Source organism: Agrobacterium bohemicum, assembly GCF_002896715.1.
GTDB lineage: Bacteria > Pseudomonadota > Alphaproteobacteria > Rhizobiales > Rhizobiaceae > Agrobacterium > Agrobacterium bohemicum.
In genome coordinates this window covers 23,310-41,974 of the sequence record NZ_PGEL01000016.1, presented here as the reverse complement: position 1 = coordinate 41,974, position 18,665 = coordinate 23,310, and the positions used below count along the sequence as shown (strand labels likewise).

Sequence of the window (18,665 nt, the reverse complement as noted above, 5' to 3'; positions counted from 1 at the left end):
GTTATTCCGCTTTCCCCGGCATCGGCTGTGCCGTTTTCCGAGAGGCGGTTGGCATGCCCAAATGTACGCGGGTTCTTGATCGCGGGCATGCTCAGAAAGCCGAGGCCCGCTTTTTGAAGCGCGATGTGTTTGGAAACCTGACGTGCAAANTGCATGGAGCGCTCCTTGGGCGTGAACATATCGACGACATACGGTGGTTATCCAGACGGTTTCCCGTCGGATCGATCACTTTGCTCGTATGCCTATCAAGTTCATGCCTGGCTCCTTCGGTCAGTCCTTTCTCAATACGGAAAAATTCAGCCGTGCATAGTCCGTCAGGGCTCAACCGAGACATTTCGTGCCCCGGATTGGTGCACATTCGTGAAGCATGGTTAACAATAGTCTGACGAAACATCAGCGTTGTCGGTATCCTCGTTGCACGGCGGGCGGAGAAAGCCGCGTGGTCCCACCCGGCCACAATGTCCCGTCCACCCGATGTCCACGCGAATACATCGTGTTCAGTTCCGTGGAGAACACGCGACACTAAGGAACCTCGCCAGAGTAGCGCGGCACTGGTCAGCGTTGTCCGATGCCTGTGATCCTGACCATACCGTCGCCACACTAAGATGAGTGGCGTGGTTCGATCGCTTCGACTATTCACACGAGCTAAGGAAAATCAGGTATTTGACTGGCTGTCGCCGATGAACTTAAATAGATTTAAATTAGGAGACAACGAATGCCAGCCGACAGGAAACTTGACAAACAAACGATCGAAGATGCTTTCGATGCGATCGCGGAAATGGCATCGCAACGCGGAATCGTGTTGGACATGGCCGTTTACGGTGGATCGTGCCTCGTTCTGGCTTCAGACATTCGTGCGGCATCCGAGGACGTCGATGCCGTCTATCTCAATCATCAAGAACAGGCGAGGAAGATCGTAGATTCCGTCACTCGGCGCAAGCGTCTGCCTGATGGATGGATGAACCAGGCAGCTAAGCAATTCGCCCCACCCNGCGGGAACCCTCAACCGCACCTTCTTCAATTTCAGGATTATCCAAGAGATGGATCGGCTCTAGGGCTACGGATTTTTACACCAGCGCCTGAGTACCTACTGGCGATGAAGGTGCTTGCCAACCGCGCACCTGACGACGACAAAAACCTAACCGACTCTACGGATGCAGTGGCGCTCATGAAGCTCACGGGGATCAATACCTACGAGAAGATTGTTGATCTCATGGAGCAGTGCTATCCTAATATTCCGGGAATCGTGCTTCCAACCGTGTCCGGACGAATGAGCGCGAAGATAAAGGGTCTTGTAGATGAGTATAATGGTGCCAATTCAGCAAGTCCGACCTGGATCGCTGGCCGCGGCNGTCCACTCGCACCTTGAGACGGGTAGCGAGTTTCGTTACCACCTTGCTAGTTTCCTTGATGGGTTTTATCTCGATCCTTCCAGTCGGCGGAGGCGGGATATGCTCTTTGATGCACCCGACTTGACGGGTGACGAACGTTTCGACGCACTCGTCGGCGCAATTGGCGAACATCTCTCCCGCAGGTGGAGGCTAGGTCCAGCACCTAGCTGGACAGACCAACCCGCACGCTTCCTCAGAATGCCATGGTTCTTGGGCTCGGAGCGCATGAAGCCGTTCTTTCTTGTCGAAAGCCCAAGCGCTTATCGGCGCAGGTTCATCTTTACGGAAATGGAGCCGCTTCGGCGAGCACGCATGCCGCGTGACGCGATGTGGTGGTACGCGGAAGAAATTCGCACGGGCATGACCCNGCTCGCGGATGAAGTCGTTCCGACCGAACTCGAAGAAGACTCTCCAAATACGGCGTATCGATTGGCGATGTGAAATCGGTTCATCTAATGCTGATTTTAAGCGCCNGCGGNCAGTGGCAGTTGCTACAAAAACAAAGAAAATCCTCGGCCCCCAAAATACCCCTGAGTGGGACAATCCCGGAGATTCTATTCGGCCTAGCCCGCTGGTCAAGATCATGGAAGCTCTCGGTATCGACAATGCCGATTTGGCCTCCGAGGCACTCGAGGATTACCGTCTTATAGACGCGCTTATCGACGAGATTCAGGTACACTGACTGAATTTTCGAGAGTTACTTCGGGCACCCGCTTGATCCGCATCATGCGGCGTTCACGGTCGATGAACCTTCCGATGCTGTCGAATGTTCTTGCCAGGCGCTAAGGCTGAAGCGCGATATCGGGTAAAGCCCAGCTCTTGTCGAAGAACTTCTCGGTTGGCCCGTACCACCGAAAATATGCAAACCAGCCACGATCCGGCAATGTCCTGACCCAGTTGACGTCGTTTTCCGGCGGCTTCGGTCCGAAATGTACGTCAATCGATCCATCGGCGTTAGGCACGAGTTTGTCGAGACTGGAGACACCCGCCTTCATCGTCTCGGTCTTGATCATCGACCTTGTCATCGCGTCGTAGACGGTGACTGCCCAGAACTCCTTGGCCGGGACATCCGCGGGAACGTGGAGCGTGTATGACCTGCTGCCATTCAGCCATTCGCCGCTCTTGTCCTTTGCCGCGCTCATATACTGCGAGCCGGCGTTCGGTATCTGCTTTATCATCCCGTCGGCCACCGTGATCGCTTCGAAAGTATAGTCCGTGCGCTCGTCGAGTTCGGCGTATCCCGCCGCTTCCTGGTCAGGCCTGAGGGTCAGCACCCACTCCCAATGGGTTCCAGGATAGGAAGAGGCGTTTGCCAAGCGAGGAGCCATGCTCGTTGTCTGCGCCATGAGGAAGCCGACCTGCGCAGCATCCGTCAGGATAGCCTTCTGTCGGGTGTCCGGTGCGAACGGCTTTCCCTTTTCAAAGCCAAGTGGTTTGAGCATCGCGTGGAAGAAGCGGTCGCGGTCTTCGACCGTCTCCTTGTTCAAGACAGCCGAGAGCAGGTTCCAGTAGTCGAAACCGCCTGGGGGAATGGAAGCCATTGGCTTGCTTCCGGCTTTGATCACCCTCGTCTCCGGTGGCTTGTCCGCATTGGACAGCGGATAGACCTTCAGGCCCGCCAACGTGTCAATAGCAGTCTGGATGTCGCCGTTCTTGACGAAGGACCGACCGATGAAAAAGTTCTGGTTGGTTTTCGACCGCGCGGGAAGATATCCGTCCGGAATTGCCCCCGTATAGCCGGGAGGCAGAAGCAGGAACTTTCCGCCCTTTCCCTTGTCGGGGCCGAACGGTCCGACCTCTACGACGGGACGTTGCCAGAAGTCGTCAATGACACCGTAGACACCGACGGGTGATTCGATCACCACAGGTCCGTCACGCCCGAGGTCGGTGAAGATGCCCGCGTAGATAGTCGTGTTGTTTCCGGTCAGCGCGCCGACGGCGGGGNTGGTATATCCATCGACCAGTCCGACATCATTGTAATCAACGCCCCAGTCGCGCTTGTTGGCCACCCGAAGCGCTTCCATCGAGACAATCGGGGTGGCCCAGATATATGCCTGGGACGCACGTTGGAAGTCGATCTCGTCGTATATCTTCCGGACGGATTCCGCATCCGGGTAACCGCCCCGCAGTTCTATCCGACCTATGCGGGTTTCGATTGGCCCGTTAAGAGACCCGCTGTCCTGTGCGGACGCGGGTCCCGCCATAAGAAAAGTTAAGCACGACGCTAGTAGCCTTGTGGTCGACATGTTGTTCCCTCTATCGTTTTATATCGGACGTTACTTGGCGACCGGTCCCACATCCGGAAGAACCCACGTCTTGTCGAACAAGGCTTTCGTGGGGGCGTACAGGCGGAACATCAGCTCGAACTCCCGTTTCGGATCAGTCGGTATCCAGTTGGCTTCCTTGCCTTCCGGAGCTTTCGGTCCGACGAAGATGGAAACCGTGCCGTCGGCGTTCTTCTCGAGGTCGGCGATCTGCGAGGACCTGCTGGCGCGGTCCACGTTCCGGATCAGCGCGTGGGTCTGGCGGTCATACGCCGTCAGCGACCAGTATTGCTGCACCGGGACATCCGCGGGAACGTTTAGCTCGTAGGTCTTTCCGCCGTCGAAGCTGTTTCCGTCCTTATCCTTGATGGATATCAGATAGAACTGCCCTGTCCCCATCCGCTTCAATCCGACGAACGCGTAACTGTATGCAACGCCCCTTAGATCGACAGGGTACGACTCGGCTTCATCGTAGCCCGCCTGGGCGCTCTTCACGAGTTCGGGACTCCCGGCGAAGTTCCAACGGCTGCCGTCGTAGAACGGGATTTGTCCGCTTTCGTATCTGCCCTCGAGCCACTCCTGCCCCTCTTTCACGCCTGCTTCCAAGTGCGTCGTGACGGACGCCGAGGGCAAGAACGCCTCGCCTTTTTCGATGCCGAGGGACTTTAGCTGGTCGATCATGGCCTTGTCCCGCGCGAGCCAGGGTTCGCTCTGGACGACGCGATCCAAGGACCGGAAGAAACTCGCGTCGTATTTGATGGTGGAATCGAACACGACACCCCCGGCATCGGTGAAGACAGTCTCCGGAGGGCTGGCCGCCTGTGACAACGGATAGACTTTGATCTGCTTGGCATAGGCGACCGACTTTGTGACGTCGGCATCCGAGTGACTGGCAAGGTTAGACCGCAGCAGCGCGTAACCGCCGAAGGTGTCGGACTGCAGCGGGATATAGCCCTCGGGCACCTGGTCCTTGTAGCCGGGCGGCAGGACGAGATATTTTCCGCCTTTGCCCTGGTCGGCCCCAGACAAGCCTGCGTCCTCCAGGGCCATCTGCCAGACGTTGACGATATTGCCGTTAAGGGAACCGCCTTCTGCAGGAGGAACCTCGATGACGACGGGACCTTCCTTCGTGTCGNTGAAAGCCATTAGATAGATCGCGTCGGGATTGGGTGTCAGCGTCTGGTTGTGCCAGTCGAGAGGTTTGGACCAGTAAAGAACCTGGTTGGGTTTTCCTTCCGTTTTGGTCAACATTTCCTGGAGCATAAGGTCGTAGTTGACTGCGGGAATCCCCCAGATGACTGCTTCGACCGCCCTCCGCTCGATCGTTCGGGAAGCGAGTTCTTCAGGAGTGTACGATGCCGCGACTCCTGCGGTAGAGCAAAGCAGGAAAGCGGCCAGTGCGAACTTGTGCATTGAAATCTCCGATGTCTTATCTGTCAGCGACCGACAGGGAACTGAAAATTGATGCCTGCGAAAATCTGCCAGCGCGGCGCACCACCGCCTTCGCTCCAGACGGTGTATTGGGGCTCAATGAAAGCGTTCAGCGTCACCCCCTTGTCGAGCTGAAAGACCTTGCCGATGCCGGCGCCGATCGGAACGTAAGACGCGCCGCTCTCGAGATTGAAGTTCCAGGTCGCGGACGATCGCAGATACCATCCGTCCGAAAGGTTCACGTTGAGGATCGGCTGGAAGGTGAACAGGTTCACGTCCTCGCGCTCGTCGGACCCGGCGAAGGATGTCTGATAGGTGACGAGGCCACCGAGCAGTCCCCACTTCTGCGGAGCGACGACGATGCCCGCACCGCCGACCTGCCATTNCCCGCTTCCGAGAGAATCGTCCGTCGCGGTCGGCAGAACGACCAGAGGTCCCGCGCCGAAGGTCACGTCACCCTTTTTCGGGAGGATAAAGATGTCCATCAGCGTCAGATCGCCGAGACCCGCGACATAGCCGGACGGGACATCGGGCGATGTCGCGATGGGAAGCGTGAACCGCAGAAGCTGGGGCGTGCCGAACATGTCGGAGGGAACCAGTCCCCTTAACAGGAACTGGTTGGCGTGCGGGTCGCCCGGCGTGTCGACGAAGGACGGGATGAAGTAGTCCTGCAGATTGATGGTGATTTNCGGGGTCAGGGGATTGTTCGCATCGTTGACGGATTCGTGTGCTTCCTGTCCACGCGCGGCTGACGCGAACGCCAGCGCAAGCGCCGTGGCTCCTACAAGTTCTCGTCGCATTGATGCCTCCGTTTTCAGGGCAATGCACCATGAACTTCCATCGAAGAATAGGTTGTAACGGTTACATCAAGACAGGCCTTTTCGCTGTTACAGTAACACTGTCGCGTTTCGGCTCGGAGCGTGGACGATATAGAGGAGTGATCGATACCGTCACTTTCGAACGGGAGCACCGACGATATGGGGTCCTCCATAAACCGGGCCCGACGCGGCCTTTTCAAGCTGATGATGCGGCTGCCGTCACGACGTGACGAACTCCGTATACTATGGCCGCAAGACGACCCATTCGTCGCTCTGTGCGAAGCCTACGACGACGCGACGGACACACTGGAACGTCTCGTCGTACGACCGTTGCCCGGTGAATTCGGCTTGGTGGCGGAATATCAGGCAGTCTGCAGGGACCTCGAGACGGACGTGGAACAGCGCTGCCGCGCAGCAAGGTTGCAACCACGCTCTGAAACTCCCGGCTCAGACACATAGATATCGAAACGCTAGGTCATATTTCGCAGTTGCCCAGCAGATGAAAAATTGAGCATATTCGAAAAATCTTATAAACTGCGGATGGGGCGCAGTCACCGATGACAGCCAATGGCGAATTCATTGCAGGTGCGATTACCGACAAAGATGCCAGGGCTGAGGCTGAGCGACTTCTATCGGACCCTCGCTTCCATGCTTCCGAGAGGCACAGGGCCTTTCTCAAGTACATATGCGATGCTCTTTTCGAAGGACGAAGCCAGGCTGTAAAGGCTTATTCGATCGCAATCGACGTATTCAACAGACCGACGACATTCGACCCCTCCTCCGATCCGATCGTCAGGATCGAGGCGACACGGCTGCGGGAAGCCCTTGCGAAATATTACGAACAGATTTGCGACGAAGACGGTGTCAGGCTTGATATCGCCCGAGGACGTTACATTCCCGTCTTTACCTCCCGCGGACACGCGCCGTGCGTTGAGGAAGAAGAATACTGCGTGGCTGATGACGACGTTGTCCCTCCCGCCGTAATGAGTGGACCGTCCCCGGACCGTCGGGCGATGCCCNTGAACCGTACTTTCAGTGCCTTCCTCGCTTCAATGGCGATCGTCGCCGTATGCTACATCGCCTACCAATTCGTCGCTCCGCCACACAGAGACACGGACAGGCCTGTCGTTGAAATGACCTTTGCGGATTCCTCGGGAAGTCCGGAAGCTCATATGTTGTCCGAAACACTGGCTTCTTCAATGATGCGCTTCGGTACGGTCAGGCTCAAAACCTCGCCTGTAAGCCAGGTAGCGAATTTTCCGGCGGTCGAGCAGTCCGCATATGATGTCTCCGTTCGATACTCGGAGGACAATGAAGGCATCTATCTCCGGTCTCGTGTTTCCGATCACGCGACAGGAGAAACGATTTGGACGAACGAAGACCGCAGGCCCCTCGGCGGCGGGGTGAAATCCAAGGATTTAACAGAACTCATCCATGCGGTTTCGCGCAAGATCGCAGGCCCGGTCGGCGTGGTGAACGCAACTGAACTCCGTCAACAACTTCCTCTCTCGACCACAGGAAACCTCTGCGTTCTCAGAGGGGAAGCGGCGGTCGATCAGCGAAGTTACGACGGATTGAAAACCGCACGTCTCTGCCTCGAAGCGACTATCGCGGTCGACCCAGGCGATGCGGATGCGATGGCGACGCTCGCACGCGTTTACCTCTGGACAGGCCGTGCCACCGGCGACACGAGTTTATCCGCCCGCAGCCTTGAACTCGCCAATCGCTCGGCCGTCGTGTCCCCTAACTCCGCGCGGNCCGCGCTCGCGCAGATGGCAACGCTGTATCAAGTCGGGCAGAACGACATGTCGATTGCCGCGGGACGTCGCGGAATCGTGCTCAACCCCGAGAATGCAGACCTTCGCGCCAAGCTCGCAATCGCCGTCTTCCTGAGCGGGCACTGGGAAGAAGGGGTCAAGCTCGCGCGGGAAGCGGTCGAACTCTCGGGCGAGACCCTGCGAGACGCGAGCTTCGTCATGATCCTCGACGCGTATCGGCAGGGGCAGTACGCCGAGGCGGTATTTCTCGCGAGACAGGTTCCGACCGCCGACACTCCGATCGCCATCCTGAAGCTGGCGGCCGTTGCCCGGATGGGCGACAAGGCCAACATGAGAAAGGAGATCGCCGTGGCGCGAATGCAGCATCCAGACCTGGAACGGGTGATCTCGTCGATGTTGACGGGAGCGCGCTATGATCGCGATCTGGAACAGGCCCTGCGGGTGGGCATACGCGAGACGGGGCTGACCTCATCCGAATTTGCCGCCCACGACCCAATGTAACAGTAACATTGTTGTTTCGGCGGTCCGAATAGACTTCCTTACTCATCTTCCGCGATGACGGATTGGTTAAAGTTCAAGGGCCTCCTCATGCAAACTCAGCCGACCTACCTCACAATCGCGATCTCTGCTATTTTCGCGAGTTTGATGGCGATGTCCATCGTTCCCAGTGTGGGCCACGCCGCGGAAGGGGGTGCGGGCTTCTACCTTCTCGGCTCGAAAGGCCCCGCCGCGGCGATAACGCCACCACCTGGGGTGTTCTTTTCCAACGATATCTACATCTATTCCGGCGAGCTTGGCGGAGGCCGGGCGCTGCCGTCAGGTGGCCGCCTTGCAGTGGGCGTGGACGGGTCAGCGGTCATCGATGTCCCGACCGTGCTGTGGGTGCTTCCGGAAGAGGTTCTGGGCGGGCATCTCGGATTGACGGCAACGCTCCCGATTGGCTGGAAGAAAACGAAAGCGGATTTGACCCTTTCGGGGCCTCTCGGCGGCACCGCGTCAGGCTCGGTCTCCGACCCTGTTTTTACGGTTGGTGACCCCGTTGTCGGCGGTCTGCTCGGATGGGAGGAAGGCAACTTCCACTGGCAGACGGGTGTCCTCGTCAACGTCCNGATCGGGNACTACCAGGAAGGCGAGATTTCCAACATCGCGTTTCATCACTGGGGCGCGGACGTGTCGGCGGGCGTGACATGGCTGGACCCGGCCGTCGGCCTCGACCTGTCTGCCGTCGTCGGCATGACCTTTAATGCCGAGAATTCGGCGACCGACTATCGGACGGGCAACGAATTCCATTTCGAGTGGGCCGCCGTCCAGCATTTCAATGAGCAGTTCGATGCCGGACTCATCGGCTATTATTACAATCAGGTCACAGGGGACAGTGGAGCAGGAGCAACCAGCGACTTCAAGGGAGAGGTCGCAGCGATCGGCGCGACGATCGGATGGAACTTCAAGGCGGGTGAACTGCCCATCTCCGCCCGCATCAAATACTTCCACGAATTCGCGGCAGAAAACCGCGCGGAGGGCGACGCAGTCTACCTGAGCATCTCCATGCCGCTTGCGATTACCAAACCAACGAACATCGCGGCCCAGTAGGTGCCCCGCATGCACCGCACGGTTCGACATCTGACAGCCCCGTTGCTTTTGGTTTTCCTTTCCGGTTGCGGGCATCCGACCGGAGTGATGCAGCCGATCGCGATTTCACAACGAGCGACAAAANCCGTGCGCGTGGACATGCTCGTCGCAACCACGCGGCAACCCTCAGGTGATCCTTCGACCCTGTTCAACGGGGAGCGGAGCTCGAAACCCTACCTCACCGATGTGGCCGTATCCATTCCGGAAAGGAGGACCGTTGGCGAGGTTCAGTGGCCAAAGCGCCTTCCACCGGACCCAGCGACGGAATTTGCCGTCACGAGGGTCAACCCAATCAATTCGGTTGCCGACGGTCGAACGTGGTTTCGCCAGCATATCGAGGGCGGACATGCCCTCGTCTTCGTCCACGGCTTCAACAACCGCTACGAAGACAGCGTGTTCCGTCTCGCACAGATCGTCCACGACAGCGGAATGCAGGCAACTCCCATACTTTTTACATGGCCCTCGAGAGCGGAACTCACGGGTTACGAATACGACAAGGAAAGCACCAATTACTCAAGAACCGCGTTCGAGCAATCGCTTCGCGTACTAGCGTCCGATCCGGCGGTGAAGGACATTACGATCCTGGCACACTCGATGGGAACGTGGCTCGCAGTTGAGTCATTGCGACAGATGGGTATCCGTGACGGGCATGTGAACTCAAAGATCAAGAACGTCATCCTTGCATCGCCCGATATCGATATCCAGGTCTTTGCCAAGCAGTTCGTCGAGATGGGCGACCCCAAACCCAAGTTCACCATCTTCGTTTCGCAGGACGACCGGGCATTGGCCGCCTCCAGCTTCATCACCGGGAACGTGTCCCGCCTGGGGGCCATCGACCCTTCCGCTGAGCCATATCGCTCACGGCTCGAGAAAGCGGACATCACCGCTATCGACCTGACAAAGGTGAAAACGAACGACAGTCTTCATCATGGAAANTTTGCGGAAAGTCCCGAGATCGTCCAGCTCATCGGCCAACGACTGATGACGGGCCAGACCCTCACGGATAGCAATGTTTCGCTCGGCCAGGGTGTCGCAGCGGTTGTGGGCGGAACAGCACGGACTGTTGGGCGCGTGGCGGGTGCCACCGTGTCGGCCCCGCTCAGGATCGCCGAACAGCCTATCAGAAACAGGCAACCAACCGGGAGCGAGGTGGAATCCGACCTGACAGGCGACGGATCGACCTCACCCTTGACTCAATAAGGCCTGGAGGCGCGATTGTTACCCTCGGCGGCCTGCGTTGTTACTGTAACACGCTTACCTCGCCACCACCCCTCGCGCAGTATTCCCCGGGAACGACAAACCCAGTTCCGATGCCATCCCTTCGCAAGAAGAAAGGAATCCTGACATGAGTATGCCCGTCTACCTAAGACTTCTGGCGGCAACTGCTGCGGTCGCGATGACCGTATCCTCCGTCGCCATCGCACCTTTTGCCTATGCACAGCAACCAGCGCCGACAACCACCGTACCTCCGGCCGCGGAAACATCCACCAAGCCGAATATCCTCGTTATCTTCGGTGACGATATCGGCCAGACAAACATCAGCGCCTATTCATTTGGCGTGGTCGGCTACAAGACCCCGAACATCGACAGCATCGCCAAGGCGGGCATGATGTTCACCGACTATTACGCGGAGAATTCGTGCACGGCGGGAAGATCGACGTTCATCACTGGTCAAGCCTGCCTGCGTACGGGTCTGTGCAAGGTAGGGGCTCCGGGCGCTCCGGTCGGTCTCCAGCCCAGCGACATCACGATCGCACAGGCTTTGAAACCGTTGGGTTACGCGACGGGGCAGTTCGGAAAGAACCACCTTGGCGACAGGGATGAATACCTCCCGACGAACCATGGTTTCGATGAATTTCTTGGAAACCTCTATCACCTCAATGCGGAGGAAGAGCCTGAGGCACCTTACTGGCCCAAGGATGATCAGGAGTTTCTCAAGGCTTACAACCCTCGAGGTGTCATCAAGGCATCCGCCGATGGCAAGGTCGAGGACACTGGCCCTCTAACCATCAAACGCATGGAGACGATCGACGACGAGACGACCGCGGCGGCAATCGACTTCATGGGCAGGCAGGCCAAGCAGAACAAACCGTTCTTCACCTGGATGAACACAACCCGCATGCATCTCTTCACCCATGTCCGCGAGTCCATGCGTGGTCAGAGCGGAATGCCGGGCAATGAATATGGCGACGGGATGATCGAGCACGACGGCGACGTCGGAAAGCTGCTGAAAGCTCTCGACGACCTCGGCATCGCTGACAACACGATCGTTGTTTACACGACCGATAATGGCCCTAACCAGTTCTCCTGGCCGGATGCCGCGACGACGCCCTTCCGAAGCGAGAAAGATACGAACTGGGAAGGCGCTTTCCGCGTACCCGCTATGATCCGTTGGCCTGGTCACATCGCCGCCGGACAGGTATCGAACCAGATGATCTCCGGCCTCGACTGGTTTCCCACACTTCTGGCGGCCGCTGGCGACACAGATGTAAAGTCACGTCTTCTCACCGGATGGCAGCCCGCAGGGACCAGTACGACATTCAAGAACCATCTGGATGGCTACAATCAGCTAGACTACATCACGGGCAAGTCCGACAAAAGCGCTCGCAAGGACTTCTACTACTTCGACGACGACGGCGATCTGGTCGCGACCAGATACGATGACTGGAAGGTGGTCTTCAAGGAGCAATTGGCACCAGGCGGTTTTGCGGTATGGCAGAATCCTCTTGTCACCTGGAGAATTCCAAAACTCTTCAATTTGCGCATGGACCCTTACGAGCGGGCCGACATCGTTTCCGACCAGTACAACGACTGGCTGGTTCGAAACGACTACCTCCTCGTGAAAGGCCAGTTGCAAGGAGCAGCCTTCCTCGAAACCTTCGTGAAATACCCGCCAAGCCAGCGTGTTGCCAGCTTCAACATCGAAGGCGTTCGCGCCCAGGTCGACAAGGCGATCGACCAGTCCTTCAAAGACAGAGGCATCGAGAAGTAGAATCCGCAGGGAGCGCTCCGATGGAGCGCTCCTCCTCCCTCCTGATCGAAGAGACACTCATGGCTGCCCGCGACGACATCCTCGACCTCGGCAAGCGCATCGGTCAATCCATCATTGGCCAGGACCAGATGGTGGAGCGGCTTCTGCTTGGATTGCTTGCCAACGGCCATCTGCTCGTCGAAGGGCTGCCGGGCCTCGCCAAGACCAGGGCGATCAAAAGCCTTGCAAAGAACCTCGATGCGGAACTGTCCCGTGTCCAGTTCACACCCGACCTTCTCCCNGCGGACATCACGGGGTCCGAAATCTACTTCTCCGAGGCTGGCAAAGGCGAGTTCAAGTTTCAGCAGGGTCCGATCTTCGCAAACCTCATCCTCGCAGACGAAATCAACCGCGCGCCTGCAAAGGTGCAGTCGGCACTGCTGGAGGCCATGGAAGAACATCAGGTCACGGTGGGAGGCAAGAGCTATCCGCTCCCCGATCTATTCATGGTGATGGCCACACAGAACCCGATCGAGCAGGAAGGCACCTATCCCNTGCCCGAAGCGCAGCTCGATCGTTTCCTGATGCATGTCGAAGTCGGCTATCCAGACGAACAGTCTGAAGCTGCGATCATGCGCCTCAACCGCGATGAGGAAAACGAGGCCCACGGCGGTTCCAGGCCATCCCAGCCTGACAAGCTCGACCCGCAGGCAGTCTTCGACGCGCGTAAAGAGATCGGCTCGGTCGCGGTCTCGGACCCGGTCGAGAAATACATGGTCGACCTTGTCTTCGCCACGCGCTACCCGGACCGTTACGACAAGGAACTGGCAAAGCTTCTGCAAGTCGGTGTCAGCCNGCGCGGGNTCATCGGCCTCGACAAAGTCTCAAGAGCGTATGCATGGCTAAAAGGCCGCGACTACGTCACACCCGACGACGTGAAGGCGATCGTCCACGGGGTTTTCCGCCACAGGCTGATTCTGTCGTACGAGGCGCATGCGTCGAACACCACGCCCGACCAGGTTATCGACCGTATCGTACAATTGGTGGCAGTGTCATGACCAACGGTGTCCACGTCACGACCGATGACTTGGTGAGACTCGAAACCCGGGCCCGCGACCTGAACTTTATCCAGAAAGCGAGCAGCCATCAGCAACTGGCCGGACGCTTGAATTCGGCGATGCGCGGACGCGGTCTGACCTTCGAGGAACTGCGCAACTACCTGCCGGGAGACGACATCCGGTCGATCGACTGGCGCGTCACGGCAAGGACGACGCGGCCCGTCGTGCGGGTCTATTCCGAGGAGAAAGAGCGCCCTGCCCTCATCGTCGTTGACCAGCGCATCAACATGTTCTTCGGCAGCCGCCGCTCCATGAAGTCTGTGTCGGCCGCGGAAGCGGCCATGCTATGCGCCTGGCGGATACTGGGCTCGGGTGACAGGGTCGGTGGTTTCGTGCTGGGTGACACGGACATAGAGCAAATAAAGCCACACCGAAGCCGCAACGCGGTCATCGCCTTTGCCGACCGGATCGCTGCCAAGAACGCGGCTCTCAAGGCTGACGCGGACGCGTCACCAGAAAAAGGTCGGTTGGATGCGGTGCTCGAGACCGTCGCCAACATCGCGCATCACGACCACCTCGTTGTCGTAATTTCCGACTTCGAAGGCCATACCCCGCGCACCCGCGACCTCCTCCTGAGACTGTCCTCCCGGAACGACGTGATCTGTCTCCTCGTCTACGACCCCTTTCTCCTCGACCTTCCTGACACAGGCGATGTTGTCGTCAGCGGTGGTGGCGCCCAGGCTGAACTGACGTTGAGAACCGCAAGTATCCGCTCGTCGATCGGCGTCTTCGCACGCAATCGCGGACGGGAATTGCTCGCCTGGCAAAACGAACTCGGCCTCCCGATGCTGCCCGTCTCGGCGGCAGAGGAAACCGCTCCACAGCTTCGGCACCTTCTCGAGCAGTCCGCCTGGCGGCAAAGGAGGCGCTGATTTGGAGCCTTCAAANCCAGACCCCGCGTTGCAGACGGCGCTTCTGTCGTTGCGCGACATCGTTTTGCCCGAACCAGTTTCATGGCTGCCGCAGACGTGGGGCTGGGTCTTGGTGGCTGCGGTCCTTACGGTCGGGATCGTCATCGCAGCCTTGCGATGGACCAGCCGATACCGCGCCAACGCCTATCGCCGCGAGGCTCTAGCAATGCTGGAACCCATCCGGCGACTCCTCGAACAGCCAGCGACCCGAAGCGACGGTTTCCGTCAACTCGGGGAGCTGGTGAAGCGGACAGCCCTGGCGGCATGGCCGCGTAGCGAGGTTGCGTCCCTGTCGAACGAAGACTGGGTCGCGTTCCTCAAGGATAATGGCTCCACCGACACCCATGCTCTCGAATGGCTTCTGGACGATTTCGAATATCACGGCCGGCATGTTGTCGCGGGTCTGCCTTCGCGGGTCGGTACCGACGTGATTGTCGCAACACGGTCATGGATCGAGAGCCACGATGTATCAGCTTGATCACCCATGGCTGCTTCTTGCCCTACCCGCACCGTTGCTGGTCTGGTGGTTGCTCCCTCCTCACAGGGAAAGCTCTGCGTCCATACGCCTTCCGTTTTTCTCGCAGGTCGCAGCGGCGGCCGGGGTTCGTCCCACCGACGGGTCCGTGGTTGCACGTCGTAGCCGACTCCAGCTCCTGTGTGAAACAGTGGCGTGGTGCCTCGTGGTTCTCGCGCTCGCCCGTCCCCAATATGTGGAGCCCCCTATCGAGAAGCTGGAACCGCAACGTGACCTCCTGCTGGCACTCGACCTTTCGCAGTCCATGGATGTGAAGGACTTTCCGTCTGCCGACGGTATGACCTTGGCTCGCGTCGAGGCGGTGAGACAGGTCGTCACGACTTTCGTCAAGGAGCGATCGGGAGACCGCATCGGTCTCGTTGCCTTCGGGGATGCCCCNTACCCGTTGTCACCCTTCACCATGGATCATGCGCTGGTCGAGACGATGATCATGGATGCCCTGCCGGGAATGGCGGGACCTAGAACGTCGCTCGGCGATGCGCTCGGACTGGCCATCAAGATGTTCGACCAGACGAGCGTTTCTGAAAAGGTCCTGATCGTGCTGACCGACGGCAACGACACCGCCAGCCGCATGCCGCCATTGAAGGCAGCGGGAATCGCCAAGTCTAAAGGCGTGATCGTGCACACCGTAGGGATCGGAGACCCTGCGGCCACGGGCGAGGACAAACTCGATACATCCACTCTGGAGAAGATCGCGAGCACGACGGGAGGCAGGTATTTCTTCGGTGGGGATCAGGCTCAACTGGCTGCGATCTACGAGGAACTCGACCGGATTACGCCGGAGAACCAGAAGGTTCTCTCGTGGCGACCAAGGGTGGACCTGTACCAGTTCCCTCTGCTGGGTGCCATCGCGGTTCTGTCCGGCTACTACGCGATCGCAGGTGCCGCAGGTATGCTGAGGCGGAGGTCGCCGTCATGATCTCAGACTTTCATTTCCTCCGGCCATGGTTGCTCCTCCTCCTGTTGCTGCCTGCTGCGTTACTGCTGCTCGCGAGGCGATCACAGAATATGCGTGACCGATGGAAGGTGATGATAGCACCGCACCTGCTCGACAATCTCATCGTGGAGGGCACGGCAAGCGCAAGGGTTCTTCCGCCGCTCATGACGNCGACGATGCTGATCGCCGCCGTCATGAGCGCTTCAGGTCCCACTTGGAAGCGGGAGCCACCACCCTTTGTCACAGATGCCGCAACGCTGGTGATCGCCGTCGATCTCTCGGATACAATGGATGCGATCGATGTCACGCCGTCGCGGCTTGAGCGTGCGAAGCTCAAGATCAGAGACGTAGTCAATGCCCGTCAGGGTGCCCGCACGGCCATCGTCGCCTATGCCGGGACCGCGCACCTGGTCGTTCCGCCAACGGAAGATGCGGAGCTGCTCGCGACATACTCAGAGGCACTGGCAACCCGCATCATGCCGAAACCAGGCAAGGACACGCCAGCGGCACTGCGGCTCTCGGACAATCTCCTCAAGACGGAGGGCACGGTCGGCACCATCCTCATGCTGACTGACGGTGTGGAAGCGTCAGCTTTGGACGCGATGAAATCAAGTACCAACGGCATCGTCATTCTCGGGGTCGGGACCGCAGAGGGCGGCCCGGTCAAGATGGATGACGGCAGCTTCGTCCAGAATTCGTCTGGATCACGCCTGTTTTCGAAGCTGGACATCCAAGCTCTTCAGACCGTCGGGAAGGAAGCGAGCGCAGATGTTGCAACAGTGACGGACGACGATGCGGATATCCGCTGGGTCGTGCAACGCATCCGCTCCAACTTCGCGCAGAAGCAGGCGACATCGGATGGCCACTGGGTTGATCTCGGCTGGTGGCTCGTCGGGCCGCTCGCCGTTGCAATGGCTTTCTCTTTCCGCCGAGGCTGGGTCGTTAAAATCGGTGTCGCCGTTCTCGCGTTGAACATGTCGTCACCGCGATCCAGCCACGCGGATGGGCTGACCGACATGTGGTTCACGGGTGACCAGCAAGGACGGCTGGCCTTTGAGCGCGGAGAGTTCGAGCGCGCGTCTGGTCTTTTCGCCAATCCCTTGTGGAAAGGTGTGGCATTCTACCGGGCTGGCAAGTTCCAGGAGGCCGTCGATGCCCTTGCCGCCGTGGAAAGTCCCGAAAGCTGGTACAATCAAGGCAACGCGTTTCTCGAGCTCGGCAAGTTCGAGGAGGCGGTGGGTTGTTATGAAAATGCCCTCAAGGAGCGGAAAGACTGGGAGGATGCTATAGCCAATCTCGATATCGCGCAGCAGCTTCTCAAAGCCCAGAAGGCGAAGCAGGAGGAGCAGCCGGAACAGCCGAGCGAAGCCCCCGACAGCGTTCAGTTCGACGAAAAGGGAAAACAGGGCAAGGAAGGCACGATGAACGTAGCCGAGCAGACCTCGGAGATGTGGATGAAGAACATCGTCGTCAGTCCGACGGACCTGATGGCACGGAAATTCTCCATCGAGGCCGGGAGGTTGGGGAAGTGAAGCTGGTCGTCGTCCTGTTCATAATGTTCACAAGCATGCAGGCGCAGGCAAGCGAACCCTTTGGTCGGGCTTCGATACTGGAAGCAAAGCCGATTGTGCCCGGCCAGCAGGTGCATGTCGTCGTTGAGGTCTTCGCCCCTGACTTCTTTACATCGCCACCGCAGTTTCCGCTGTTCGACGCCCTGGACGCGCTCGTGACGCTCCCCGACGGCAGCGCGCAGAACATGGTCCAGACGATTGACGGGGTGCAGTATTCAGGCATTCGGAGGAGCTACGCGGTCGTTCCGGAAAAGGCGGGCTCCTTCTCCCTGCCGGACATCGGGATCGATCTCGGTTACTCTGCAAACGGAACACCCGTGAAGGTCGTGGTACAAGTCAAACTTCCGACTTTCGAAGTCGCCAATGGTCCGTCCGCCAGCGCAGTCCCCTTTGCAGCGAAGGACCTATCCATCTCGCAGTCGTTCGACCGTGATGCGTCGACGCTAAAGGCAGGCGATGCCTTATCGCGAACGGTCGTCGTTTTCGCGGAAGACACGCAGGCGATGCTCATTCCGCCCGTGGATTTCGGCAAGCCAGACGGTGTCACACAGTATCTCAAGCCTCCGGTTCTCGGCGACGGGGTCGTGCGACGTGGCATGGGTCGCAGTGAGGAAACCGGAAGCACCCGCACACAGACCGTGGTTTACATGACAACAAGCGAAGGCCGATTTTCGCTTCCGGAAGTTTCCTACCCCTGGTTCGATGTCGACGGCGGAGCCGTGTCGACAACAACGCTTCCCGCCACCGATGTCGTCATTGCCAGGCAAGAGGTGGAGGCCGAACGCATCGCACCCAAACTCGAGGAGAACGTAACGGCTTCCGGCAAGAGCGAGCGGCGATGGTGGCTTGTGGCACTTCTGGCAAGCGCGCTCGGTCTGGTCATCTTGGTGTTCATCCAACGTAGATCATCCGCCATCGGTGCCTGGGCGAAACGGCTGCGTGAAAAGCGTTGGAATACCCCGAGGCGACGGCTGAAACGCCTACGCGCTATCATCACATATGGTGGCGAGTTCGCGATCTACCGTGCGCTTCAGGACTGGAGCGGCAGCTTGGGCTACCCGACGCTTTCCGACTGGGTGGAAGCGCAGGCCAATCCCGTTCTGACTGCACAGACCACCATTCTCGACCGAAGACTGTTCCGGTCGCAAGACGTCACTTTGGATCGGAGAGCTTTGGCCCTCGCGGTCAAACTTCCCAAACAGACGCGCGTCGTCGCTAAGGGCGCGCTGCCGGAGCTGAACCCGACAGCAAAGACCTCATTGTTACCCCCATTGTAACGGTAACATTCTTTCCTCAAATAGCGCGTTGGAT

General features: G+C 58.7%; 11 protein-coding genes. 9 read left to right on the top strand and 2 right to left on the bottom strand.

Annotation, left to right across the window (positions count from 1 at the left end; all coding sequences use genetic code 11):
• Positions 1-2,173: 2,173 nt before the first annotated feature.
• Entirely contained in the window at positions 2,174-3,415 is a 1,242-nt protein-coding gene (locus tag CUC55_RS01975; RefSeq protein WP_425352716.1) for a DUF1254 domain-containing protein, read from the bottom strand.
• Between the two features lie 252 nt (positions 3,416-3,667).
• A complete protein-coding gene (locus tag CUC55_RS01970; protein WP_425352715.1) occupies positions 3,668-4,906 on the bottom strand; it encodes a DUF1214 domain-containing protein in 1,239 nt (412 codons plus the stop codon).
• A gap of 3,421 nt (positions 4,907-8,327) precedes the next feature.
• Here CUC55_RS01970 and CUC55_RS01950 point away from each other — a divergent pair.
• From CUC55_RS01950 to CUC55_RS01910, 9 genes are all read left to right on the top strand, one after another.
• Entirely contained in the window at positions 8,328-9,272 is a 945-nt protein-coding gene (locus CUC55_RS01950) for a SphA family protein (protein WP_425352714.1), read from the top strand.
• A gap of 9 nt (positions 9,273-9,281) precedes the next feature.
• Positions 9,282-10,511, top strand: coding sequence for an alpha/beta hydrolase (locus CUC55_RS01945; RefSeq protein WP_103086817.1), 1,230 nt, complete (start codon positions 9,282-9,284; stop codon positions 10,509-10,511).
• 145 nt (positions 10,512-10,656) lie between these two features.
• Positions 10,657-12,303 carry an arylsulfatase gene (locus CUC55_RS01940; protein ID WP_067652513.1) on the top strand — a complete coding sequence of 549 codons (1,647 nt, stop codon included), beginning with the start codon at positions 10,657-10,659 and terminating at the stop codon, positions 12,301-12,303.
• A 59-nt stretch (positions 12,304-12,362) separates the two neighbouring features.
• Positions 12,363-13,340 (top strand): AAA family ATPase, encoded by a 978-nt coding sequence (locus tag CUC55_RS01935; protein ID WP_103086896.1) that lies wholly within the window; start codon positions 12,363-12,365, stop codon positions 13,338-13,340.
• The gene (locus CUC55_RS01930) at positions 13,337-14,272 is read left to right on the top strand and encodes a DUF58 domain-containing protein (protein ID WP_067652511.1); all 936 of its coding nucleotides are present in this window, start codon (positions 13,337-13,339) and stop codon (positions 14,270-14,272) included. Before CUC55_RS01935 ends, CUC55_RS01930 begins: the two co-directional genes overlap by 4 nt.
• 1 nt (position 14,273) lies before the next feature.
• Positions 14,274-14,789 carry a DUF4381 domain-containing protein gene (locus CUC55_RS01925; protein ID WP_103086816.1) on the top strand — a complete coding sequence of 172 codons (516 nt, stop codon included), beginning with the start codon at positions 14,274-14,276 and terminating at the stop codon, positions 14,787-14,789.
• Entirely contained in the window at positions 14,776-15,765 is a 990-nt protein-coding gene (locus CUC55_RS01920) for a vWA domain-containing protein (RefSeq protein ID WP_067652508.1), read from the top strand. The genes CUC55_RS01925 and CUC55_RS01920 overlap by 14 nt, the downstream gene beginning before the upstream one ends.
• Positions 15,762-17,315: a VWA domain-containing protein gene (locus CUC55_RS01915; RefSeq protein WP_103086815.1), complete on the top strand. Its 1,554-nt coding sequence runs from the start codon at positions 15,762-15,764 to the stop codon at positions 17,313-17,315. Before CUC55_RS01920 ends, CUC55_RS01915 begins: the two co-directional genes overlap by 4 nt.
• The gene (locus CUC55_RS01910) at positions 17,312-18,631 is read left to right on the top strand and encodes a BatD family protein (protein ID WP_067652504.1); all 1,320 of its coding nucleotides are present in this window, start codon (positions 17,312-17,314) and stop codon (positions 18,629-18,631) included. The genes CUC55_RS01915 and CUC55_RS01910 overlap by 4 nt, the downstream gene beginning before the upstream one ends.
• The last annotated feature ends 34 nt before the right edge of the window (positions 18,632-18,665 follow it).